Origin of the sequence: Sagittula sp. P11 (genome assembly GCF_002814095.1) — a bacterium.
GTDB lineage: Bacteria > Pseudomonadota > Alphaproteobacteria > Rhodobacterales > Rhodobacteraceae > Sagittula.
In genome coordinates, this window is record NZ_CP021913.1 from 158,293 (window position 1) to 181,346 (window position 23,054).

General features: G+C 67.0%; 24 protein-coding genes. 19 read left to right on the forward strand and 5 right to left on the reverse strand.

The annotated features are described in order from the left end of the window. The first annotated feature begins 180 nt into the window (after positions 1–180). The 6 genes from CDO87_RS00765 (at position 181) to CDO87_RS00790 (ending at position 7,242) form a co-directional block, all read left to right on the forward strand. Complete coding sequence (locus CDO87_RS00765) at positions 181–1,233, forward strand: glycosyltransferase family 2 protein (protein ID WP_100926985.1); 1,053 nt, start codon at positions 181–183, stop codon at positions 1,231–1,233. Further along, entirely contained in the window at positions 1,230–1,877 is a 648-nt protein-coding gene (locus CDO87_RS00770; RefSeq protein ID WP_100926986.1) for a sulfotransferase family protein, read from the forward strand. The genes CDO87_RS00765 and CDO87_RS00770 overlap by 4 nt, the downstream gene beginning before the upstream one ends. Next, positions 1,877–4,333, forward strand: a complete 2,457-nt coding sequence (locus CDO87_RS00775; protein ID WP_100926987.1) for a glycosyltransferase family 2 protein — start codon at positions 1,877–1,879, stop codon at positions 4,331–4,333. The genes CDO87_RS00770 and CDO87_RS00775 overlap by 1 nt, the downstream gene beginning before the upstream one ends. Before the next feature lies 1 nt (position 4,334). Then, positions 4,335–5,036, forward strand: coding sequence for an FkbM family methyltransferase (locus CDO87_RS00780; RefSeq protein ID WP_100926988.1), 702 nt, complete (start codon positions 4,335–4,337; stop codon positions 5,034–5,036). An 87-nt stretch (positions 5,037–5,123) separates the two neighbouring features. Then, entirely contained in the window at positions 5,124–6,170 is a 1,047-nt protein-coding gene (locus CDO87_RS00785) for a glycosyltransferase family 2 protein (protein ID WP_100926989.1), read from the forward strand. Between the two features lie 142 nt (positions 6,171–6,312). Further along, the gene (locus CDO87_RS00790; protein WP_100926990.1) at positions 6,313–7,242 is read left to right on the forward strand and encodes a phosphoadenosine phosphosulfate reductase; all 930 of its coding nucleotides are present in this window, start codon (positions 6,313–6,315) and stop codon (positions 7,240–7,242) included. 4 nt (positions 7,243–7,246) lie between these two features. On the opposite strand, the gene CDO87_RS00795 is transcribed toward CDO87_RS00790, so the two are convergent. Beyond that, positions 7,247–7,537 carry a hypothetical protein gene (locus CDO87_RS00795; RefSeq protein ID WP_100926991.1) on the reverse strand — a complete coding sequence of 97 codons (291 nt, stop codon included), beginning with the start codon at positions 7,535–7,537 and terminating at the stop codon, positions 7,247–7,249. A 69-nt stretch (positions 7,538–7,606) separates the two neighbouring features. Between CDO87_RS00795 and pyrC the strand changes: the two genes are divergently transcribed. Both pyrC and CDO87_RS00805 read left to right on the forward strand, forming a co-directional pair. Next, the gene (gene pyrC, locus CDO87_RS00800; RefSeq protein ID WP_100926992.1) at positions 7,607–8,641 is read left to right on the forward strand and encodes a dihydroorotase; all 1,035 of its coding nucleotides are present in this window, start codon (positions 7,607–7,609) and stop codon (positions 8,639–8,641) included. A 390-nt stretch (positions 8,642–9,031) separates the two neighbouring features. After that, positions 9,032–9,505, forward strand: a complete 474-nt coding sequence (locus tag CDO87_RS00805; RefSeq protein WP_100926993.1) for a hypothetical protein — start codon at positions 9,032–9,034, stop codon at positions 9,503–9,505. Here CDO87_RS00805 and CDO87_RS00810 read toward each other — a convergent pair. Further along, positions 9,484–10,047 (reverse strand): DUF4166 domain-containing protein, encoded by a 564-nt coding sequence (locus CDO87_RS00810; RefSeq protein WP_157814880.1) that lies wholly within the window; start codon positions 10,045–10,047, stop codon positions 9,484–9,486. The genes CDO87_RS00805 and CDO87_RS00810 overlap by 22 nt on opposite strands. After that, positions 10,044–10,502 (reverse strand): thiol-disulfide oxidoreductase DCC family protein, encoded by a 459-nt coding sequence (locus CDO87_RS00815; RefSeq protein ID WP_100926995.1) that lies wholly within the window; start codon positions 10,500–10,502, stop codon positions 10,044–10,046. The genes CDO87_RS00810 and CDO87_RS00815 overlap by 4 nt, the downstream gene beginning before the upstream one ends. A 144-nt stretch (positions 10,503–10,646) precedes the next feature. On the opposite strand from CDO87_RS00815, the gene CDO87_RS00820 reads away from it, so the two are divergent. Further along, positions 10,647–11,318 (forward strand): orotate phosphoribosyltransferase, encoded by a 672-nt coding sequence (locus tag CDO87_RS00820; protein WP_100926996.1) that lies wholly within the window; start codon positions 10,647–10,649, stop codon positions 11,316–11,318. Positions 11,319–11,580: 262 nt separating this feature from the next. Beyond that, complete coding sequence (locus CDO87_RS00825) at positions 11,581–13,053, forward strand: replicative DNA helicase (RefSeq protein WP_100930786.1); 1,473 nt, start codon at positions 11,581–11,583, stop codon at positions 13,051–13,053. Between the two features lie 25 nt (positions 13,054–13,078). Here the strand turns inward: CDO87_RS00825 and CDO87_RS00830 are convergent, their stop codons facing one another. Both CDO87_RS00830 and CDO87_RS00835 read right to left on the reverse strand, forming a co-directional pair. After that, on the reverse strand, positions 13,079–13,966 hold the full coding sequence (locus CDO87_RS00830; protein WP_100926997.1) for a hypothetical protein: 888 nt from the start codon (positions 13,964–13,966) through the stop codon (positions 13,079–13,081). 145 nt (positions 13,967–14,111) lie between these two features. Then, positions 14,112–14,876: an adenosylcobinamide-GDP ribazoletransferase gene (locus CDO87_RS00835; RefSeq protein ID WP_100926998.1), complete on the reverse strand. Its 765-nt coding sequence runs from the start codon at positions 14,874–14,876 to the stop codon at positions 14,112–14,114. A 108-nt stretch (positions 14,877–14,984) separates the two neighbouring features. On the opposite strand from CDO87_RS00835, the gene alr reads away from it, so the two are divergent. The 9 genes from alr to purF all read left to right on the forward strand — a co-directional run bounded on the left by alr (position 14,985) and on the right by purF (position 23,027). Beyond that, positions 14,985–16,022 carry an alanine racemase gene (gene alr / locus CDO87_RS00840; RefSeq protein ID WP_100926999.1) on the forward strand — a complete coding sequence of 346 codons (1,038 nt, stop codon included), beginning with the start codon at positions 14,985–14,987 and terminating at the stop codon, positions 16,020–16,022. Beyond that, positions 16,019–16,801 carry an ABC transporter permease gene (locus CDO87_RS00845; protein ID WP_100927000.1) on the forward strand — a complete coding sequence of 261 codons (783 nt, stop codon included), beginning with the start codon at positions 16,019–16,021 and terminating at the stop codon, positions 16,799–16,801. Before alr ends, CDO87_RS00845 begins: the two co-directional genes overlap by 4 nt. 121 nt (positions 16,802–16,922) lie before the next feature. Continuing rightward, the gene (locus CDO87_RS00850) at positions 16,923–17,669 is read left to right on the forward strand and encodes an ABC transporter ATP-binding protein (protein ID WP_100927001.1); all 747 of its coding nucleotides are present in this window, start codon (positions 16,923–16,925) and stop codon (positions 17,667–17,669) included. A gap of 97 nt (positions 17,670–17,766) precedes the next feature. Then, positions 17,767–18,153: a hypothetical protein gene (locus CDO87_RS00855; protein ID WP_157814881.1), complete on the forward strand. Its 387-nt coding sequence runs from the start codon at positions 17,767–17,769 to the stop codon at positions 18,151–18,153. 47 nt (positions 18,154–18,200) lie between these two features. Then, positions 18,201–18,635: a paraquat-inducible protein A gene (locus tag CDO87_RS00860; protein ID WP_100927003.1), complete on the forward strand. Its 435-nt coding sequence runs from the start codon at positions 18,201–18,203 to the stop codon at positions 18,633–18,635. Between the two features lie 207 nt (positions 18,636–18,842). Further along, positions 18,843–20,210 (forward strand): DNA repair protein RadA, encoded by a 1,368-nt coding sequence (gene radA / locus CDO87_RS00865; RefSeq protein ID WP_100927004.1) that lies wholly within the window; start codon positions 18,843–18,845, stop codon positions 20,208–20,210. A gap of 48 nt (positions 20,211–20,258) precedes the next feature. Further along, positions 20,259–20,819, forward strand: coding sequence for a CvpA family protein (locus CDO87_RS00870; protein WP_100927005.1), 561 nt, complete (start codon positions 20,259–20,261; stop codon positions 20,817–20,819). Positions 20,820–20,831: 12 nt separating this feature from the next. Continuing rightward, a complete protein-coding gene (locus CDO87_RS00875; RefSeq protein WP_157814882.1) occupies positions 20,832–21,476 on the forward strand; it encodes a hypothetical protein in 645 nt (214 codons plus the stop codon). A gap of 75 nt (positions 21,477–21,551) precedes the next feature. After that, complete coding sequence (gene purF, locus CDO87_RS00880; protein WP_100927007.1) at positions 21,552–23,027, forward strand: amidophosphoribosyltransferase; 1,476 nt, start codon at positions 21,552–21,554, stop codon at positions 23,025–23,027. Positions 23,028–23,054: the final 27 nt, after the last annotated feature.

Sequence of the window (23,054 nt, forward strand, 5' to 3'; positions counted from 1 at the left end):
AGCCCCGGGCGCTGGGTCAATAGCGCCAAGGTCGCAGTCCGGCCCGCCCGCGATTGGTAGCCCGATCAAGCAACCGTTGACTGAAAGCCATGGTGGTGACATGATTTCCTGCAACAGAGCCGGGAAACACCGGACACGAGGCGGACGAGCAGCCATGCCTGACACAGACGCGGGGCGCGTATGCGCATAACCGCCGTAACATGCGTGAAGAACGAAGGCCCGTTCCTCTTGGAATGGATCGCTTTCAATCGTCTGCTGGGCGTGAGCGATTTCCTGTTCTACTCGAACGACTGCACCGACGGCACGGACACGCTGCTGGATGCGCTGGCCGGTCAGGGCGTCGTGCACCTGCCCAACCCCGCCGAGGGGCGCAACTACCAGATGGAGGCGCTGAAGGACGCGGCCCATCAACCCGTCGTGCGCAACGCCGACTGGGTCTGGATCGCGGATGTCGACGAGTTCCTGAACGTGCACGTCGGCGACCACACCATCCCCGCTCTGATCGCGGCCTGCGGCAATCCCCAGACCATCTCCGTCACCTTCCAGTTCTTTGCCAACGACGGCGTGGAGACGTTCGAGGACCGGCCCGTGATCGAACAGTTCACCCGTTCGCACAATCCCGACCTCTGGTGCGGCGAGACGGCAATCGAGGTAAAATCCCTTGTTCGGAAGGATTTCCCGCTACAGTACTTCGGCGCGCACCGCCCCTTCTTCAAGGACAATAAGGGGGAGAAGAAGCGCCCGTCGTGGACAGACGGTTCGGGCCGCGGCGTGCCGCACAAGTTCCTCCTCGCCGCCAACCCGCGGCGCATCCGCAAGTTTCCCTCCACCGGCGCACGGGAATACGCCACGCTGAACCACTACGCGCTGCGCTCGCTCGACAGCTACCTGGTGAAGAACGACCGCGGCGATGTGAACCGCGAGGGCCGCGTGTTCGACGACACCTACTGGCGCGAACGCAACGACCGCGCGCATGAGGACACCTCCATCCTCCGCCACCTGCCCGCCCTCGAAAAGGCGCTGGCCGAACTGAAGGCCGACCCGGTCATCGGACGCCTGCACGACGAATGCGTGCGGCTTCACCGTGAGAAGCGCGAAGAGTTGATGGCCCTGCCCGCCTATGCCGAGATGCACGCCCATCTGCGCGACCTGCCGCCCTACCCGCCCGGCGAATACGAACTGATGGTGGAGCTGGGCCTCGCCCCCGCCGTGGCGTCGGAGATGGCGACATGAGTGTGAAGCTGGTCAACCTCGGCCTGCCCAAGACCGGCACCACCACGCTGGCCCATGCGCTCGACAAGGGCGGCTGGACGGTGGCCGATCACAAGGTGCGCCGCATCCACACCCGTCAGGTGGGCCTTGGCGGAACCTTCATCGGCCGCCAACTGTACAACGGCTATTTCGAGACCGGCGATCCCTTCGTCCACCTCGACCCGATCTATGACGCATTGACCGAGGTCAGCGTCCTGAACGGCGACACCTGCCTCTGGCCGCAATGCGACTACGCGATGATCAAGGCGATGCGCATGGCGCGGCCGAAGATGCTCTACGTGGCGACGTGGCGCCCGGCCGAGGAAGTGTCGGACTCCATGCGCCGCTGGAACAACATGGGCACGGATCGCCTGCCCGCCGGTCCGGTGCCGGGCCTGCCGATGGGATATGGCGGGTCCGACAGGGAGCGGATCCGCTGGATCGAGGGGCATTACGACATGCTGCGTGACCTCTTCGGCGACGACCCGCGGTTCCTGGAACTGCCGATGGGGGCCGATGACGCGCGCGAACGGCTGTCTGCCCATATCGGCGTGGACCTGCCGTGGTGGGGACGGCTGAACGTGAACCCCGAACGCGACGACGACGGCGTGGAGGGCGCGGCCTGATGCGCATCTACGTCCATATCGGTCCCGACGGGCAGGTTGCCGACCGGCTGCAGCGCATCCTCGACGGCAAGCGCGATCAGCTTCTGGGCAAGGGCGTGCTTTACGCCCGCTCGCCCGGGGCGAGGAACCACACCCGCCTGTTCATGGCCGTCTCCGATCCGGAGCACGTGGACTCCCTGCGCTTCAACCGCGGCTACATCGCGCCCGAGAAGCAGCGCGTCCTGCACGACGATGTGGCCCAATGTCTGGCGGAGGAGGCACGGCGCTTCCCCGTCGACACGCTGATCCTGTCGGCCCACCAGCTTGGCACCTCCCTGTCGACCCGTTCGGAACTGGAACGGCTGAAGGCGCTCCTGACCCCGATCTCCGAAGATATCCGGATCGTGGCCCACATCGACGATCCGGCACGGATGCTCGTGTGGCGCTATCCCGGGCAGCTTCTGGAAGGCCGCAGCGGCAGCCTTGCGATGGAGCTGGACAGCGCCGCGGCCCCCTCTTTCTGGGAGGCCGCAATCGCCAGCCGGCCCGACCCTGACCCGCGGGCCGGACAGTTCCCGGAAATCCAGGGCGCCAACTTCTGGCTCGACTTCAGGCGGATGCAGGACGAGTGGGAGGCGGTCTTCGGCCCCGGTTCGATGATGTTCCGCAGCATCGATTTCGCACTGCTCGAGTCGGAGAACGCCCCGGAGGAGGTGCGCGCCGCCTTCGGCATCGCGGACACCATCGGCAAGGTGGAAGTCTGGGACCGGCCTGCCCTGCCCGCCGCCGCATGGCTGACACGCTGCCGGCTGTTCAACGACGCGGTGCTGCGCCTCTTGGCGAAAAAGGAGGTCATCCTGCCCCGTCAGTTGTGGCGGAAGTTCCTGGGCGAGATCAAGGTACACGGCGCCCCGATCGAGGCGGGCAGCCTCGCGTCACTATCGGAACGGTTCGCCAGGGACATCGCCGCGCTCTGCGCGAAACACGACGGGCTGGATGCGGCGCATATGGCACCGGACGCAGCCGTGGTGCCGTGGCAGGAGGCCGATCCGACGAATGGCTTCCGCGCCACGCAGTACCTGATGGCCTTCCGCTGGCGCATCAATCAGGCGACGAAGGAAGAGCTGGCGAACAAGGCCGCCGACCTCGCCCGCCTCGCCGCCCGGACACCGGCGCCGGTCAGCGCTCCGGCTGCCGCGCCACGCACGCCGGCACTCGCGGGTGTCTCCGCAGCCCTGCGCGAGGCTGCGGCCGAGGCGCGCCCGACTGCGCCGGACGACGTCGACCGCATCCTGTCGCCAGCCGCGCGCAAGGTGATGCCGGACCTCGCCAAGCAGAACTTCGTCAAGCTGCAGACATCGCCTTTCGCGCCGCACAACAAGCTGGGCCGCGTCAACGAGGAAGAGCTGGCCGCCGCCTACACCCCCGCCCCGCCGCGCGTCCTGCCTAAGGGAAGCACCGGCCGGGTGATCGTCGGCTGCATGAAAAACGAGGGGCCCTACATCCTCGAATGGGTAGCCTACCACCGCGCCATCGGTTTCGACAATTTCCTGATCTACACCAACGGCTGCGAGGACGGCACGTCCGAGATCCTCGACCGCCTGCAGGAGATGGGCGTCCTCCAGCACCGCAACAACGACAACTGGACCGGCAATTCGCCCCAGCAGTTCGCACTCGACAATGCGCTGGAAGAGCCGGTGATCTGCAATGCGGACTGGATCGCGCACATCGACGTGGACGAGTTCGTCAACATCCGGACGGGCAACGGTACGCTCGACGACTTCTTTGCCGCGGCACCGGACGCGACCAACGTGGCGATGACCTGGCGGCTTTTCGGGCACAACGACGTGTTGAACCTCGAGGACCGCTTCGTCATCGAGCAGTTCGACACCTGCGCCCCGAAGTTCTGCCCCAAGCCGCACACCGTCTGGGGCTTCAAGACGATGTTCCGGAACATCGGCGCCTACGAGAAGATCTCGTGTCACCGGCCCAACAAGCTGGCCGACGGCTTCGAGGACAAGGTGAAATGGGTCAACGGCTCGGGCCGCGACATGACCTCGGAGGCGATCCGGAACGGCTGGCGGTCGTCGAAGAAGTCGATCGGCTACGACCTGATCCAGCTCAACCACTATGCGCTGCGCTCGGCGGAAAGCTATCTGATCAAGCGCCAGCGCGGCCGCGCCCTGCACGTCGACCGCAACATCGGGATCAACTACTGGATCCGGATGGACTGGTCGGTGCACCGCGACGTGACGATCAAGCGCAACGTTCCCCGTCTGCGCGAAGAATACGACCGGCTCCTTGACGATCCGGTCCTGAAGCAATGGCACGAGAAGGCCTTCGAATGGCACCGTGCCAAGGCCGATGAGCTGCATGGGATGCCCGAGTTCGAAGACCTGTACCAGCAGGCGCTCACGCTGAAGCTCACGGAAACCGAACGGGTGGCCTATGCGCTCGCCCTTGATCTGGAGAACTGACATGGATGGCAGCAACGTCATCGAAAGAAACGCCTTCCTGCGCTCGCGCGGGCTGAAGATCCCCAAGCATCCCGAACTCACCACGGGCCGGGTGCGGGCCTCGCTGAAGGAGGGGACCTACGAGCGCAAGGAATGCGACGCGGTCATGCGCGTCGTGCGCGAAGGCGACACCGTTCTCGAACTGGGCGGCGGCATGGGCTACATGTCCACGCTGCTGGCGGTGAAGAAGAAGGTGGCCAAGGTCGTCACCTACGAGGCCAACCCGGGCCTCATCGACTACATCAAGTCGGTGCATGCCGCCAACGACGTGACCAACGTCGAGGTGCGCAATGCCCTGCTCGCACCGGAGAAGGGCGACCCCGTGCCGTTCTACATCCGCAAGAACTTCCTCGCGTCCTCCATGGATGGTGCCATCGACGCCGATGCCATCCTGCGCGAGGAAAAGGTCGAGAAGCAGGCCATCGCCCCGGTGATCGAGGACCTGAAACCGACCGTGCTCGTCTGCGACATTGAAGGCGCGGAGGCAGAGCTTCTGCCCGCCGCCGACTGGTCGTCGCTGCGCGTGGCGATCATCGAACTCCACCCGCAGTGGATCGGACAGAGCGGCGTGCAGGCGGTGTTCGACGCCATGAGCAAGGCCGGGCTGACGTACTTCCCTAAGGCCAGCGAATCCAAGGTCGTCACCTTCCGCAAGGATTGGTAAACGCGGGGCGGAGGACTTTTCGACGAAAAGTCCTCCGCTTCAAGGAATTTTCTTCGGGAAATTCTTCACGCGAACTCCCGGAGCAGCATGCGCATCACCGCCGTCCTCTGCGTCCGCAACGAAGCGGCCTTCCTGCTCGACTGGATGTCGCATCACCTCGCCTGCGGGATCACGCATGTCGTGGCGCTGAGCAACGATTGCGACGACGGCACGGACGCGATGCTCGACCGGCTGGCCGAGATGGGCCACGTCACGCACATCCGCAACGACGGGCCCTACGACAACGGCGGCATCCAGTTCACCGGGCTGAAACTGGCGGACAAGGCCAGGGAGGTGCGCCGCGCGGACTGGCTCCTGCCCATCGACATCGACGAGTTCGTGAACGTCCACGCGGGCGACCGGACCCTGCCCGCCCTGATCGCCGCCCTGCCGGAGGCGACCGCGATCACGCTGACCTGGCGGCTTTTCGGCAATGCGGGCGTGGTGCGGTTCACCGACACGCCGGTGCCGCAGCAGTTCACCCGCGCAGCGCCGGAGATCATGCACTGGCCCTGGCGGGCCTTCATGTTCAAGACGCTCTACCGCAACGACGGCACCTACAGGAAGCTGGGGGTTCACAGGCCGCGCACCCCCGTGGAGGACCTGCTGCCCGACGCCCGCTGGTTCGATGCAGAGGGCCGCGCACTGGACGAGCAGTTCCGCACGCGCCGCATCTTCTCGCCCTTCGGCCAGCCGCTCTACGGTCTGGCACAGCTCAACCACTACCCTCTGGGGACCATGGAGAGCTACGTGCTGAAGGCGGACCGGGGCCGCGCCGTGCACAGCGACCACGCACTCGGGATGGACTACTGGGTGGAACGGAACTGGTGCGAGGTCGAGGACACGAGCATCCTTGCCCTGCCCGGCGTGTCCGAACTGCGGCAGGACTTTGCGGCGGACCCTGTTCTCGGGCCGCTGCATAAACAGGCGGTAGCATGGCGGCACGCCCGCTTTGACGTGCTTCTGGCGGAGGAGCCGAACCGCGCCCTTTTCGCCCGCCTGCTCATGGCCCCGCCCGCGCGTCCGCTGCCCCTCGATGCGGCGCGGTTCCTCGCCGGGCATGCCACCAGGGCGAGCACGGCCGAAGAGACCTGACCAGCGGATCCAACGATGGCCGTCGCAGCCACATCTGCCTCATTTTTCCTTAATTCAACACGACAGAGCCACAAATCTGCCCGACCCGGCAGACATTGTTTCCGAAATGGCCGCCCTCACATGCGGCCGCAGAGGACATGGCATGGCAGCAGACAACGGTTTCACTCCGGATTTCAGCGAGCTTGGCCGCGGAGAGTGGCTGACCGCCCTGAAGGGCCTGGGCGAGGAGCACGGCTTTGCCGAGCCCTTGGGCAAGCGCCATGCCGGTATCTTCATCGAGGACGGCGACACCCTGCTCGTGTCGTTCGAAACCATGTCCGGCATCGAGGCCCTGTCGGCGACCCGCACGCCCATGGGCTTCGACATGGTGCGCGATCACGGCTGGTCGTCGCTTTCCGTCCTTTCCCATGGCGACACGTGGTTCCGCGACCCGCGCGTCTTCGGCTTTTTCGACCAGTTGCTGGACGACGGTTTCTTCGATGAATTCGAGCGGGTTATCTTCTTCGGTACCGGTCCCTGCGGCTATGCCGCCGCCGCCTATTCGGTGGCAGCCCCCGGCGCGCGCGCATTGCTGCTGCAACCGCAGGCCACGCTGGACCCGCGCGTGACTGAATGGGACGACCGTTTCACCGACATGCGCCGCGAGGACTTTACATCACGCTACGGCTTTGCGCCGGACATGATCGACGCGGCCGAGAAGGTCTGGGTGCTCTACGACCCTTATGAACGCCTCGACGCCATGCACTCCGCCCTGTTCGAGCGCGGCAACGTCGACCGTTACCGTATGCCGTTCTTCGGCGGGGCGCTGCAGACCGATCTGCGCCTGATGGACATCCTGCCGAAACTGCTGCTCGAGGTCGCCGACGGCACGCTCGACGCCGCGCGGTTTGCAGCACACATGCGTGCCCGGCGCGACCACCCGCCCTACCTGCGCAAGCTGCTGGCCCGGACCGATGCCAGCCAGCGCGACAAATTGAGCCTCATGCTGTGCCGACACGTGACCGCCCGGATGAACGCCCCGCGGTTCCGCCGGCGACTCGCCCAGCTCGAGGCGCAGAAGGCGCGCAGGTGACGGCTCAGGACCCGCGTCGCAGATATGCCTCGCGCAGGTCCTCCTGGAAATAGCCGAGCGCCGCAACAAGGGTGAACAGGAACACCCGTCCGCCCTCGCCCAGCAAGGACAGGACGGCCGCAGCGGCCAGCAGGCAGACCAGCAATGCCGCCACGCCGCGGTCCTGCTCGGCCAGCATGTGCTCCGACCCGAGCCAGCGGTACAGCCGCTCCGTCACCTGAGCCTCCACATGTCTCGCGCCCCAACCTGCGGCGGCGCCAAGGATCACCGTGAACAGCATCGTCACCCCCTTCATGCCCTCGTCCCGTCATAGCGCGCCACGCCGCTCTGGTGAAGAACGGCGACCCGTGCTAGCGGATTTGCCATGACCCAGATCACGCTTCCCCGCCCGGATGACTGGCACCTGCACCTGCGCGACGGCGCAATGCTGCGTGCCGTGGCCCCCGAGACCGCGCGCCACTTCGGACGTGCGATCATCATGCCCAACCTCGTGCCCCCCGTCGTGACCGGCGACCAGGCCGCCGCCTACCGCGACCGGATCTTGGCCGCGCTTCCCGACGGCAGCGGGTTTACCCCGCTCATGACGCTCTACCTGACAGAGACGACTGACCCGGACGACCTCGCGAAGGCCCACGCCGACGGCATCATCCACGCGGTAAAGCTCTACCCGGCGGGTGCGACGACCAACTCTGCTTCGGGCGTGCGCGACTTCGACAAGGTGCGCCCGGTGCTGGAGCGCATGGCAGAGATCGGTTGCCCGCTGTGTGTGCACGGTGAGGTGGTGGACGCCGACGTCGACATATTCGACCGGGAAGCTGTGTTCATCGACCGGGTGCTGGACCCGCTCCGCCGCGCCACCCCGGACCTGCGCGTCGTCATGGAGCATATCACCACTGCGCAAGGCGCCGATTACGCGCGCGAAGGCGGCGATAACCTGGGGGCGACGATCACCACGCACCACCTCGTCATCAACCGCAATGCCATCCTCGTCGGGGGGATCAAGCCGCACTACTACTGCCTGCCCGTCGCCAAGCGCGAGGAGCACCGGATCGCCCTGCGCAAGGCCGCGACCTCCGGCGATCCGAGCTTCTTCCTTGGCACCGATTCCGCGCCGCACCTCGATCCGCTGAAGGAGAACGCCTGCGGCTGCGCCGGGTGCTTCACCGCGACGAACACCCTTTCGATCTTGGCCGAGGTCTTCGAACAGGAGGGCGCGCTGGACAAGTTGCAGGCCTTCGCCTCAGAGAACGGGCCGCATTTCTATGGTCTGCCGGTGAGCGACGAGACCGTGACCCTGACCAAGGGCGCGCCCGTCGACTACCCGAAGAAGATCGACACGGCAGAAGGCCCCGTCACCGTCTTCGATCCGATGATGCCGCTGCACTGGCGCCTCGACTGAGCGGAAAGCCGCTGCAGGGACATTCAACGCCGCCTTCGGGCGGCGTTTTCGTTTGGTCCGGAGGGCTGGCGCATCGAGGAAATGGGACGCCGTCCGCCGGTATCACGCCGCGGAAAAGACCGGTGCCCGGCGAACAAGCACCGTCCTGAACGCCCAACCCCTTGCCTGGGCGGCCATCTGGCAAGCGCAACGCGGCACCGAAAAGGTTCTGTTCCCCTGTGCAGGCTTGCAAGAGATCGTGGTCGATGGCGGAAAATGCGGCAGCGGAGCCCCTGCCAGAGCCGCTAAGCGCATCAAGGGTACCGAGGTGTTGAAATTTTAAACCCTATTCATCTAGGCTGGTCGGCATAACGGTCAATGCACCGAGGGACAGAAAGAAGGAGACCGCCCATGGACGCTCTCATCGACCTGCTTCTGGACTGGATCGGCGAGAACAGTGCCTATCAGACCAGTGACCTTGATCCGCCGGCGGTCGTGGAACTCGGCCCAAAGGAACTGACCCGCGAATACTACTACGGCCGCGCGCACCTCATCCCCGAAGACGGCGTCGACGACCGGCTGAACGCCATCTACATCGCGAACGAGGGGCCGGAGGGCACGATCTTCATCCTCTCGCCCGACCAGATCGACGGGGCGGAGAACTTCGCTGATCCGCGCGACAACCCGCTCTGGCGCGAAATCCTTCTGCATGAGCTGGTGCACCACGCACAGCACGACCACGGCGCCGAGACCTGGACCTGTATCTCGCTGTCGGAATCGGAGGCCTACCAGATGGGCGGCGCCTTCCTGCGGGAGATGAACGTCCCCGACCCGATGAAGGACCGCACGGCCAGCGACAAGATCTACAAGTCCTGCGACGGCTGAGCCAGCGTACCGACGTTTCGAGCGGGCATCGTGTGCAGGTGCCCGGTGTAGGATACGAGCCGCCCCAGCAGCGGCAGGGCGATCGAGACGTCGAACCTGTAAAGCCCGGCTTCCTGCCATTCCCTGGCCGCCACGCGGGGCCAGAGCGCGCGGGGCAAGGGCACGCCAAGCATCATCACCCGCTCCGCCCCGAGCCTGAGGCCGCCAGCCTCCGGGACAAGGCGCGTATCCACCCGGATCAGCCCCAGCCGCTCCGCCAGCAGCCCATCTTTGGTTGCGTCAAGACGCGACACCATGCGGGTGATCCCGATCTCCCGGGTCCAGCGCGCCCCCTGCCCGTCGGCTTCCGTCACCAAGCGGAACGGCACATCCCGCGCGGCACGGGGCAGCCCCACGGCCCGGGCCAGCAGCCGTAACGCCCCCGCATCGGCAGGTGTCACGGCGATCCGCCCCTCGAACGCGCCAAAGCCCGCGTGCAAGGCCCGGCAGGCAGGCGGCAGCGCCGCCATCCGGTCGCCCAGCAACATGGCATAGGGTGTCACGAGATCAGCCGCCGCCGCAGTTCGGGATCGGGCAAGGCGCAGAGGTCGGTCTTGCCGAAGTGATACCGGTTCCTCGCTATCCGGGCATAGAGCCAGTCCTGCACGCCCAAGGGCAGCAACCCGAGCGCCCGAAGGGGCCGGAAGCCGCGATGCAGCCGCGGGAACAACGCCACGATGGCGTCGAGCGACCCGCGCGCCTGCCCCTCGTGCAGCATCAGCCAACTGTCGGGATCGTCCGGCGACAGGTCGTAGTGTCCCAGCAATCCGCGGCCCAGCGGCGATTGCGCCGTGCAGATGCGGACCGCGTCTTCACGATCCAGCCGCGCTATCCGGCGCGCGGTGGCGGAGCAGAGCGCGCAGTCCCCGTCCATGACCACGAGGATGCAGGCATCGTCGAAGGCCGGAACCTCCGGATCGTCGCGGTAGGAATAGGGCGGGCGCGGTGCGGGACGCATGGCGATCTCCTCTTGCGGCAGGATACACCGCCTTTGCCCATTGCACATGCGCGATATGGTCCCCTTGCACCAAGGCACAAGCGCGCCCCTTTCCCCCCTGATCAAAACCCGCTAATCGACGCCTGACCCAAAGGAGTGCCGCCCATGATCCCCTCGACCTATCCTTCCGCCGAAGAAATGGCCCGCCTGACCGCGCGCATGCTGTGGGAGATCGAGGCGGTGAACTTCATGCAGGATGAGCCGTTCAAGCTCGCCTCCGGCCAGCTGAGCCCGGTCTACATCGACTGCCGCAAGCTGATCTCCTTCCCGCGCATCCGCTCCACCCTGATGGACTTCCTGACGGTGACGGTCATGCGCAATGCGGGCTTCGAGGCCTTCGACAACATCGCCGGCGGCGAGACGGCGGGCATCCCGTTTGCCGCGCTGGTGGCTGAGCGCATGGCCCTGCCGATGACCTATGTGCGGAAGAAACCGAAGGGCTACGGCCGCAACGCCCGGATCGAGGGTGCGATGACCGAGGGCCAGCGCGTGCTGCTGGTAGAGGACCTGACCACCGACGGCGGCTCGAAACTGTCCTTCGTCGATGCGATCCGCGACACCGGCGCGACCTGCGCGCATACGGCGGTGATCTTCTACTACGGCATCTTCCCCGAGACGATCAAAACGCTGGGCGACCACGGCGTCTCGCTGCACCACCTGTGCACCTGGTGGGAGGTTCTGGCCGAAGCGCCGGAGAAGCACGCCGGCGTCCTGTCGGAGGTCGAGTCGTTCCTGAAGGACCCCCACGCCTGGCGCGCGGCCCGCGGCGGAGCCTGAGGGACCGCACCCCGGCCCGTCAAAGCAGGGGCTTCCCGGCGCTGACGTGGCGTCACAGAAATTTCACGTTCCCTTGCGGTGTGTCCCAGCCGACACGCCGATGAGTCGCCCACAGGCCATTTTTGGCCTATCTTGCGATGTGGACCCTTTCTGTGACAAGATCATGTGGGGACAGCGGTCCACCGCTTATCCCCAGAGATTTACACTCTGCACCCCGGAAATCCGGTTTGCTACACGGTCAGCCTGAGCAGTGGGGATGAAAATGAACGAGATAACGACGATCAATCCGACCGGCGTTCACGTCGACGCCGCCGAGACCATGCCGCACTCCATCGAGGCCGAACAGCAGCTTCTGGGCGCGATCCTGACCGACAACGACATCTTCGACCGCGTCGCGTCGATCATCCGGGCCGAGCACTTCTACGACCCGGTGCACACCCGAATCTTCGAGATCGCCGCCGCGCGCATCGCCAAGAACAACCTCGCCTCCCCGGTGACGCTCAAGGCCTTCATGGCCGACGACGAGGGTCTTCAGGAACTGGGCGGCGCGGCCTACCTCGCACGGCTTGCGGCCTCTGCCGTCTCCACCTTCGCGGTGCGGGACTATGCGCAGATGATCTACGACCTGTCGGTGCGCCGCGACCTGATCCGCCTCGGCCGCGAGATCTCGGACAAAGCCGCAAAGGTCGACGTCGCCTCCGAACCAAGGGAGCAGATCGTCGAGGCCGAGCAGAAGCTCTACAAGATGGCCGAGCAGGGCAACGCCGAGTCGGGCTTCCAGTCCTTCCTGCGCGCCGTGACGGAGGCGGTGAACGTCGCCAACGCCGCCTACCAGCGCGAAGGCGGTCTGGCGGGAATCTCCACCGGCCTCATTGACATGGACAAGAAGCTGGGCGGCCTGCACCCGTCCGACCTCTTGATCCTCGCGGGTCGTCCCTCCATGGGGAAGACCTCGCTCGCCACCAACATCGCCTTCAACATCGCCAAGGCCTACAAGAAGGGCACCCGGCCCGACGGCTCTGTCGGCGCGCTCGACGGTGGCGTGGTCGGGTTCTTCTCGCTCGAAATGAGCGCCGAGCAGCTGGCTGGCCGTATCCTCGCCGAGGCGTCCGAGATCTCGTCCCACAAGATCCGCCAGGGCGACATGGAGGAGCACGAGTTCCGCCGTTTCGTCGAGGCCGCCAAGGAACTGGAAGCCTGCCCGCTCTACATCGACGACACGCCCGCGCTGCCGATCAGTCAGGTCGCGGCCCGGTCGCGCCGCCTGAAGCGGACGCACGGGCTTGACCTCATCATCGTCGACTATCTTCAGCTTCTGCGCGGCACCGCCGAGAACCGCGTGCAGGAAATCGCGGAAATCTCCATGGGTCTCAAGGCGATAGCGAAGGAACTTAACATCCCGGTGATCGCGCTGTCGCAGCTGTCGCGCCAGGTGGAAAGCCGCGAGGACAAGCGGCCTCAGCTGTCCGACCTCCGGGAATCGGGCTCCATCGAGCAGGACGCCGACGTGGTGATGTTCGTGTTCCGCGAAGAATACTACGTGGAACGCGAAAAGCCCTCCGACGACCGGCTGGACGAGATGGTCGCCTGGCAGGAACGCATGTCGCGCCTGCACGGCAAGGCCGAGGTCATCATCGGCAAGCAGCGTCACGGCCCCATCGGCACCGTGGAACTGTCGTTCGAAAGTCAGTTCACCCGCTTCGGCAACCTCGTGAAGCCCTGGCAGGAAGGCTGATCCCCGAGTGCGCCGCGGGCCTGTGTCAGCGGCTGCCCTGCCTCAGGTAACTTGTCAGCAACCGGCTGTTGTAGGACGCCCGCCCGGCCTTCATCGCGTCGATCTCGCCTTGAGACTTGGCGCGCCGGTGTCCGATAGCCAGCGGCCTGGTGGCGGTGGCGAGACGCGGATCGGTCCGGGGCGATGCGCCGGAGGGTTCCCGCGACGCGCGGCCATCCAGCGGCGACTCTGGCTCCGGGACGGTGCCCGGCTCCTGCTCGGCCTCGTCTTCTGCCATGCCATAGTACACGGCCAAACCGGCCCCGATGACTGCGCCAGTCGCGATCACGGCCACGCCGACCAGCCCGGCCGCGGCGCCGAAGGTGACAGCCGCGACCGCAACCGCAGCGATGGCGATGATGCCGATGCCCAGCAGTCCCCAGCCGCGCGCATTGCTGCCCGGTCCGCCGCCCCGTTCCCGCTGCAGCGCCAGCCCGGCGCCCCGCATGAAGGTGTCTGCCGCCGCACGCGCTGCCGCGCCGCCGGTCTCGACAACCGCTCCGCCGCCGACCGTCCACAGCAGTTGCGCGGCGATGCTGCCCCCGGTCATGGCGCCCTGCGCCGCATCGGCCAGCACGCCGTCCTGGTTGCCCGCGCTGATGACGATCAGCCCGTTCACCAGATCCGCAACGAAATCCGTGAGCAGGTTCATCATGCCCGCGCCAAGGTTGCCCATGGTCTTCAGCACGCCGACCAGACCCGCCTCGAAGGCCGACCACCCGACCAGTGCGGCCGCATGTATCGCCGCCATGACGGCGCCCGCGACGGGCACCCAGCCGCCAAGGGCCGCACCAAGGGGTTTGTAGGCGTCGACCGCCAGGAGGTTGAACACCAGCGTGTCGACCTGCGGGCGTGAAATTCCCGAGAAATCCATGTCAAATGTCTCCGCTTTGAAATGCGGAGAAGTGTACCGCGTCGCGGGGAACCGACAAAGTGCCCCCTTCCTGACTGACACAATTGTCAGGCAAACACGCCGCCTCAGTGGACCCGCCTGCGCGCACGGGCGTGGCTTCGCCGGGTCAGAGCACGACGGCCAGCCCCAGGTAGGTGCCAAGCTCGCCCAGCAGCGCCGCGCCGCCGAGGATTTCCGTGGTCCGCCCCCCCAACCGCCTGAGCGCGAAGATCCGGAACGCCTGCCCCAGCGCGATGGCACCAATAGCTGCGGCGACACCGGCCCAGGCACCAGCCACGAACTCCAGCGCCAGCACGGCCAGTATCGTGCCCGCCAGCGCGACGCGGTAGCCGTCGGGCGTCACCCCGGGCAGCAGCACCTCCATCCCTCGCCTGCGGGCGGAGACGGTGCTTGCCGCGGTGTGCACCGCCGCCATGCGCCCCAGCCCCATCCCGGCAATCAGCGCCACCGCCGCCACGCCCGGCGTGAAGGACACCAGCAGGACCACCTTCAGCGCCAGCGTCAGGCCGACAGCCAGCGCGCCGCGGGGCCCCCCGCCCCGCGCCATGCGCGCCAGCACCGCGTCCCGGCCCGTCTCTCCGGCCAGCGCCTCCACCGCGACGGAAAGTCCCATCTCGTCGCGCACGCCGCTCAGCAGCAGCACCGCGACCACGGCCACGAGCACGGCCGCCGCCTCCGGCAGGACCTGCGCCGCCAGCCACAGCACCGCCGCCCCGGCGCAGCCGACCAGCGCACCGATCACCGGGTGATACTTGACCGAGCGCACCAGCAGGTCCTCCGACACGTCTCCGCCCGCCGGGGGCACGAGCCGCGTGACCTCCCCCAGTGCCAGCCTGAACAGTTCGGCCTCCAGCCGCAGCGTGTCCTTCATGTGCCCTGCCTCGAACCCCTTTCCGGCCAAGCATATCCCCGCCCGTCCGGCGCATGAAGCCGCATTTCCCCCTTGACCCCAACATCCAACCTGCCAAAGACAGGCAACATGGCCATGGCGAAGCTGACAATCGACCTGGGCGCCCTGCGCGCCAACTGGACCGCCCTCGCCGCCCTGTCGGAGGGCGAGACGGGCGCCGTCGTCAAGGCGGACGCCTATGGCCTCGGTGCCGAGAAATGCGTGCCCGTTCTGGCCGCCGCCGGGGCGCGGACCTTCTTCGTGGCCGTCGCCGAGGAAGGCGCACGGCTGCGCCGCATCCTCGGCCCCGGCCCCGAGATCTGCGTGTTCTCCGGCCACATGCCCGGCGACCGCGACATGATCCGCGATGCCGACCTCGTGCCGATGATCAACTCCATCGACCAGATGCTGATGCACGTCGAAGGGCTGCCCGCCCATCCCTTCGGCATCCAGCTCGACAGCGGCATGAACCGCCTCGGGATGGAACCGGCGGAGTGGTCCGCCCTGCGCGATATCGCCCTCGCCCAGCACCCGCGGCTGGTGATGAGCCACCTCGCCTGCGCCGACGAGCCCGATCACCCGATGAATGCCCGCCAGCTGGCAGCCTTCCGCGAAATGACCGACGGCATCGACGCGCCGCGCTCCTTCGCGGCGACGGGCGGCATCCTGCTGGGGCCGGACTACCACTTCGACATGACGCGCCCTGGAGTGGGCCTCTACGGCGGCCTGCCCTTCGTCGACGCGCAGCCGGTCGTCAGCCTCGAGATCCCGGTGATCCAGACGCGCGACGTGTTGCCCGGCGAAACCGTCGGCTACGGCAACTCCTGGACCGCCGCCGCGCCGACCCGCGTCGCGACCATCGCCGGCGGCTATGCCGACGGCATCCACCGCGCCATGGGACCCGCCGCCCACGTCTGGGCCGGCGAGACGCGCTGCAAGATCCTCGGCCGCATCTCCATGGACCTGATCGCCGTCGACGTGACCGGCCTCGGCGAAGTGCCGGACCATGTCGAACTCATCGGCCTGCACCAGGGGATCGACACCCTCGCGGACTGGGCCGGCACCATCGGCTACGAGGTGCTCACCTCCTTCGGCGCGCGCTACGACCGCAGCTATACCGGCGCATGACGCTGCTGGCCCCCCTCGGCTGGCTGGGCCGCGCCCTGCTGCATTGGCTGGCCGCCATCGGCCGGGTCACGCGCTTCGGCCTCACTGCGCTCAGCCACACCGTCCGCCCCCCCTTCTACGCGGGCGAATTCGGCGCCGCGCTGATGAACGTGGGCTGGCTGTCGCTGCCGGTCGTGGGTCTCACCGCCGTCTTCACCGGCGCCGCACTCGCCCTGCAGATCTATTCCGGCGGCGCCCGCTTCAACGCCGAGGCCGTGGTGCCGCAGATCGTCGCCATCGGCATGGTGCGCGAACTGGGGCCGGTGCTGGTAGGCCTGATGATCGCCGCCCGCGTGACCTCCTCCATCGCAGCCGAGATCGCCACCATGAAGGTGACCGAACAGATCGACGCGCTCACGACCCTCTCCACCAACCCGATGAAATACCTCGTGGCGCCGCGCTTGCTCGCCGCACTGCTGGTGGTGCCCGCCCTCGTAGGCATCGGCGACGTGATCGGCATCTTCGGCGGCTACGCGGTGGCCACCGGCAGCCTCGGATTCAACGCCGCCGCCTACCTGAAGAACACCGTGGATTTCCTCGAACCGCTGGACGTGGTCTCGAGCCTCGTCAAGGGCTGCGCCTTCGGCGGCATCGCGGCGCTCATGGGCTGCTACTTCGGCATGATGTCGGGCCGCGGCGCACAGGGCGTGGGCCGCGCCACCAAGGGCAGCGTGGAGGCCGCCGCCGTCCTGATCCTCGCCGCCAACTTCCTGCTGACCGGCGCCTTCTTCTCGCTATGACCCTCGCGCCCGCCTCCACTCCAGAGACCCACCCCGCCATGCCGGGCGCGTCCTGCCGTTTCTCCGCTTTCGAAATACTCACTCCGACGGCTGACGGTCCCGCAACGCACGGGGGCATACGATGATCGCTCTCAACGGCGTCACCAAGTCCTTCGGCCAGAACCATGTCCTGCAGGGCGTCGACCTTGAGATCGCGCAGGGCACCTCCATGGTGATCATCGGCGGCTCCGGCACCGGCAAGTCGGTGTTGCTGAAATGTATCCTGGGCCTCGTCACGCCCGATGCAGGCACGATCACGCTCGACGGGCAGGACGTGACGACGCAGGACCGCGACGCCTTCCTCGCCCGCTTCGGCATGCTGTTCCAGGGCGGCGCGCTCTTCGATTCACTCACCGTCTGGCAGAACGTCGCCTTCCGCCTGCTCCGCGGCAGCCTCGCCCGGCCAAAGGCCGAGGCCCGCGAGATCGCCATCGAGAAACTGCGCCGCGTCGGCCTGACGCCCGATGTGGCCGACCGTTTCCCGGCCGAACTGTCGGGCGGCATGCAGAAACGCGTGGGTCTCGCGCGCGCCATCGCCGCAGAGCCCGAGATCATCTTCTTCGACGAACCGACCACAGGGCTCGACCCGATCATGGCCGGGGTTATCAACGACCTGATCCGCGAGATCGTGACCGAGATGGGCGCAACCGCCATGACGATCACCCACGACATGACCTCCGTCCGGGCGATTGCCGACAATGTCGCCATGCTCCATGGCGGCACCATCCGCTGGACCGGACCGGTGACCGAGCTCGACCGCTCCGGCGACGCCCATGTGGACCAGTTCATCCACGGCCGCGCCACCGGGCCGATCGCGGCGGTGCGCTGACACACGCGGGGACCCGCGTGACACCACGGAACGGATTGATTTTCTTCGGCCCATGGTGTCAATGCAGGCCGACCGCCACCACCGCCCGGGAGACCTCATGAACAGCCTCCTCCAGCCCGACCCGGTGCTGCTCGGGTTCCTGTTCTTCAACAAGTTCATCTATCTCGAGGTCCTCGCCCTCCTGGCGCTGATCCGCGTGATCGCCGGGCGCGGCCTTGCCCGCTGGCCCGCGCTCATGACACTGGTGCTCTGCCTCGGCGGCATCGCCACGGTCTTCGCGCCCGCGCTCGGCCTGAACGAGGGCCCGCTTTACGTCACAGCCGCGCAGATGATGGCGGGCGGCGGCGGAATGGCGCCCCTGCTCGTTCCCTCCGCGATCTTCCTGATCTGCTCCATCACCCCCCGCGCCCGCTGGCGGATCATCGACGTGCTGCACCTGCTGATGCTGGCCGGCCTGCTTGTGGTGTGGTGGTGGGTCTCCTGACCAAACTGACCGAAGGCAGGCGGCGCAGAGCCCCGCCATACACACCCATGCGCTACGTGAACCTCGCCTTCCTCGTTCTCTACCCGCTCTCGTGGTTCGCCCCGCTCCTGCGCGCCGGGCTGCTGCCGCTCTTCGGCATGTCCGAGATCTCGGTGATTTCCGGCCTGAGGTCGCTCTGGCAGACCGACATCTTCCTTGCGCTTGTCGTGACCCTGTTCGCTCTTGTCGCGCCGATGCTGAAGACGCTCGGTCTCGCACTCCTTCAGTTCGACGTACTCGACCGGCGCGCCCTGCCGGCGCTCAACCTGCTCGGCAAGTTCGCCATGGCCGACATCTTCCTGATCGCGCTCTACGTCACCCTCGCCAAGGGCCTGGGCGTCGGGAGGGTGGAAACCGCCTGGGGTCTCTACTTCTTCACCGCACTGATCCTCGGCTCCATCGTGCTGGGCGCGCTCGAGGCTCGTCGCACCCAAGGGGCTTAGGCCCCCTGACGCGGCCCGACCCGCGCAGACCATTGGCCGGCTTCCCCCGGAGGTACTCAGCCAGGGCGAGTACAAGGACCTCCGTCCTTCATCCTGGGCCTACTGTACTCGGGCGGCGCAGGGCGCCCCCCGCCAGCGAGGCGAAACCGTTCCCTTCCGCCGCGATCCCCGTTACATACGCGCTTCCGATCCCAGCGGAGGTTATTCATGGCAAAGGCCGTCAGCCGATTCGTCTGCCAGTCCTGCGGCAACGTCACGACCAAGTGGGCAGGCCGATGCGAGGCCTGCGGCGAGTGGAACTGCATCCAGGAAGAAAAGCCGCTGTCGCAGGGCCCCGCCGGGAAGACCCTTGGCCAGTCGCGCGGGCGTGCCGTCCAGCTCTCCGATCTGTCCAGCAAGGAAGCACCGCCGCCGCGCACCGCCTGCAAGCTCGACGAGCTTGACCGTGTGCTGGGCGGCGGCCTCGTGCCCGCCTCTGCCGTGCTGGTGGGGGGCGATCCGGGGATCGGGAAATCGACCCTCCTGCTGCAGGCCGCCGCGGCCTTTGCCAACGCCGGGCTGAAGGTCATCTACATTTCGGGCGAGGAAGCCTCGGCCCAGGTCAGGCTGCGTGCGCAGCGCCTCAACCTTGCCGAGGCGCCCGTCCGGCTCGCCACGGAGACCAACCTTCGCGACATCCTCACGACGCTGGACAAGGAACGTCCCGACCTCGCCATCGTCGACTCGATCCAGACCATGTGGGCCGACAACGTCGATTCCTCGCCGGGCTCCGTGTCCCAGGTCCGGGCCGCGGCGCACGAACTGACGACATTCGCCAAGCGCACCGGTTCTGCCGTGATGATGGTCGGCCACGTCACCAAGGACGGACAGCTCGCCGGCCCGCGCGTGGTGGAACACATGGTCGACACGGTGCTGTATTTCGAGGGCGAGCGCGGCCACCAGTTCCGCATACTGCGCTCCGTCAAGAACCGCTTCGGCCCGGCGGACGAGATCGGCGTCTTCGAGATGACCGGCGGCGGGCTGGCGGAGGTGCCGAACCCCTCTGCCCTGTTCCTGGCCGAACGCGGAGAGCCCTCGCCCGGCTCGGTGGTCTTTGCCGGGATCGAGGGCACGCGCCCCGTGCTGGTGGAGTTCCAGGCCCTCGTTGCCCCCTCGCCCCACAGCCAGCCGCGCCGGTCGGTCGTCGGCTGGGACGGCAGCCGGCTGGCGATGATTCTCGCCGTGCTCGAATCGCGGGTCGGCATCCCGTTTGCGGGGCTCGACGTATACCTCAACGTCGCGGGCGGCATGCGCGTGGGCGAACCCGCCGCCGATCTGGCTGTGGCCGCTGCGCTACTTTCCGCCCGCGAGGACGCAGCGCTGCCGCGCGAGACTGTCGTTTTCGGCGAAATCAGCCTATCGGGGGCGTTACGTCCGGTGGGTCAGACCGAAAATCGCTTGAAAGAAGCCGCCAAACTTGGTTTCTCCACCGCGATCCTGCCTTCGGGCGGCAAGGCGCAGGGTGGCCCATCCGTCAAGCTGACGCAGATGGCCGACCTGACCGGCTTTGTAGGAGAGGTCTTCGGCGCCGGATGAACCGGGCCGGCAGGCACACACGGGAAAAGAACGCGAAGAGGCAGGCCCATGGAAGGATTTACGATCGTCGACGGTATCGTGGCGGCCATCGTCGTGATGTCGGCGCTGCTGGCCTATTCGCGCGGGCTCGTGCGGGAGGCCATGGCCATCGTCGGCTGGATCGTCGCGGCCATCCTCGCCTTCATGTTCGCGGCCCAGGTGCAGCCGCTGGTCAAGGAGCTTCCCGTCGTCGGCGAATTCCTGTCCGACAGCTGCGAATTGTCGATCATCGCCGCCTTCGCCGCCGTGTTCACCGTGGCCCTGCTGCTCGTGTCGCTGTTCACGCCGCTCTTCTCCTCGCTGATCCAGCGCTCCGCGCTTGGCGGGCTCGACCAGGCGCTCGGGTTCTTCTTCGGTGTGGCGCGGGGCATCCTCCTCGTGGCCATCGCCTTCTTCGTCTACGAAACCGTCATCACCGCGCAGGACGTGGCGATGATCGACGACAGCCGTTCCGCCGCCGTCTTCAGCCAGTTCAGCGGCAGGATCGAAGAACAGAACCCCGAGCAGGCGCTTGGCTGGATCACCGCCCAGTACGAGCAGCTCGTGGGCGTCTGCGACGCGCCGACGTAAGCCGTGCCGCCTGTGACCGCGACAGACTTGCAGTCCGGCTGGCAGGCACACTGGCACGACATCCTCGACAACCACCCCGAGGCCACGGAACAGCGGCCGGATCCGCTGCCGCCCTTAGACCGCGATTTCCGCCTGCATTTCGGCATCTGGCGCCTGCCCGCTGCTGCCCGCGCCGCGGCCTTCGCCCCCCTGCCGGAAGGCGCGGCACTGGGAGAGCGGGCCGCGCTCTGGCCGCTCGATCTACGCAGACTGCCCCGAAACGAGGCACATGCGCTGCTTCAGGCGGCGGTGGCGGGGCTCCGCCTGTTCGGCCTCGAAGCGCCCGAAAGCGATGCCCCGATCCTTTTCGAGACACCCTTCCCCGAAGCCCTGGACGGCACGGACGCGCCCACGATCAACATGGACGATGCACTCTGGAACATGGCCGCGGCCCGCTCTCCGGCGCACGAAGCGGCGCTGGCCTTCCTGTCAGAGCCGCTCTACCGCGCCGCGGACAGCTACGACGTGGCACACTGGCTGATGTGGCCACTGGTCGCACCTGCCGATGCGCCCGACGTCTACCACCCCTTCGCCCTGCTCCGCGCGGGGGGCTGGGCGACCGGATGGCGCAGCGACGGGACCCTTCTGCTGGTTGAAACCGACATTTCTCACGCATAGTTTTGTGATCCTTCCGTGACACTTCACCGCCAAGCCCGTATGAGGGGCGCGAACAGCCCCGGATTCGGAGACACCATGTCCGACGCCACCTTCTTTCCAGCCAACCCATTCGACGCCGGAGACGACAAGCTGCACGAAGAGTGCGGCGTGTTCGGCGTGGTGGGCGTGACCGATGCCGCCAACTTCGTGGCGCTCGGCCTGCACGCCCTCCAGCACCGCGGACAGGAGGCAGGCGGCATCGTCTCCTACCATCCGGAAACCGGGTTCAACTCGGCGCGGCGCTTCGGCTACGTCCGCGACAACTTCACCCGTCAGTCGCTGATGGACACGCTGCCGGGGCAACTCGCAATCGGCCACGTGCGCTACTCCACCGCCGGATCGAAGTCCGCCGCCATCCGCGACGTGCAGCCCTTCTTCGGCGAGTTTTCCATGGGCGGCGCGGCCATAGCGCACAACGGCAACATCACCAACGCCGACGCGCTCCGCCGCGAACTGATCGAGCGTGGCTCGATCTTCCAGTCCTCCTCCGACAGCGAATGCATCATCCACCTGATGGCCCGCTCGCTCCAGCGCGACATCCCCGCCCGGATGGAAGACGCGCTGCGCCGGGTCGAGGGTGCGTTCTCCGTCGTCGCCATGACCCGCACCAAGCTGATCGGCGTGCGCGATCCGCTGGGCGTGCGGCCGCTTGTCCTCGGCAAGGTGGCGGACGGCTGGGTCCTGTCGTCGGAAACCTGCGCGCTGGACATCATCGGCGCAGAATACGTGCGCGAGATCGACCCGGGCGAGATGGTCGTGATCACCGCCGATAAGGGCGTCGAATCGATCCGCCCCTTCCGCCCGGCCAAATCGCGCTTCTGCATCTTCGAACACGTCTACTTCTCGCGCCCCGATTCGATCATCGGCAACCGCTCGGTCTACGAGACGCGCCGCCAGATCGGCGTGGAACTGGCCCGCGAGACCCCGGTGGAGGCGGATCTGGTCTGTCCCGTCCCGGACAGCGGCACCCCGGCGGCCATCGGCTTCGCCGCCGAATCCGGCATCCCGTACGGCATGGGCATCGTGCGCAACCAGTACATGGGCCGCACCTTCATCGAGCCGACCGAACAGATCCGCAACATGGGCGTCCGGCTGAAGCTGAACGTCAACCGCGCGCTGATCCAGGGCAAGAAGGTGATCCTCGTCGACGATTCCGTCGTTCGCGGCACCACCTCCCGCAAGATCAAGGAGATGATCCTCGATGCGGGCGCGGCCGAAGTCCACTTCCGCATCGCCTCGCCGCCGACCGCCTGGCCGTGCTTCTACGGCGTGGACACACCGCAGCGCGAGAAGCTTTTGGCCGCGACCATGTCGGAGGACGAGATGCGCGACCACCTCGGCGTCGACAGCCTGAAGTTCATCTCGCTCGACGGCCTCTACCGTGCCGTGGGAGAGGCCGAAGGCCGCAACGCCAAGTGCCCGCAGTACTGCGACGCCTGCTTCTCCGGCGAATACCCGGTGGAACCGGCAGACATGCTACAGAAGGGCTTCAAGATGAAGGCGGCCGAATAGGTCAGCAATAGCCGTCGGATCCGGATG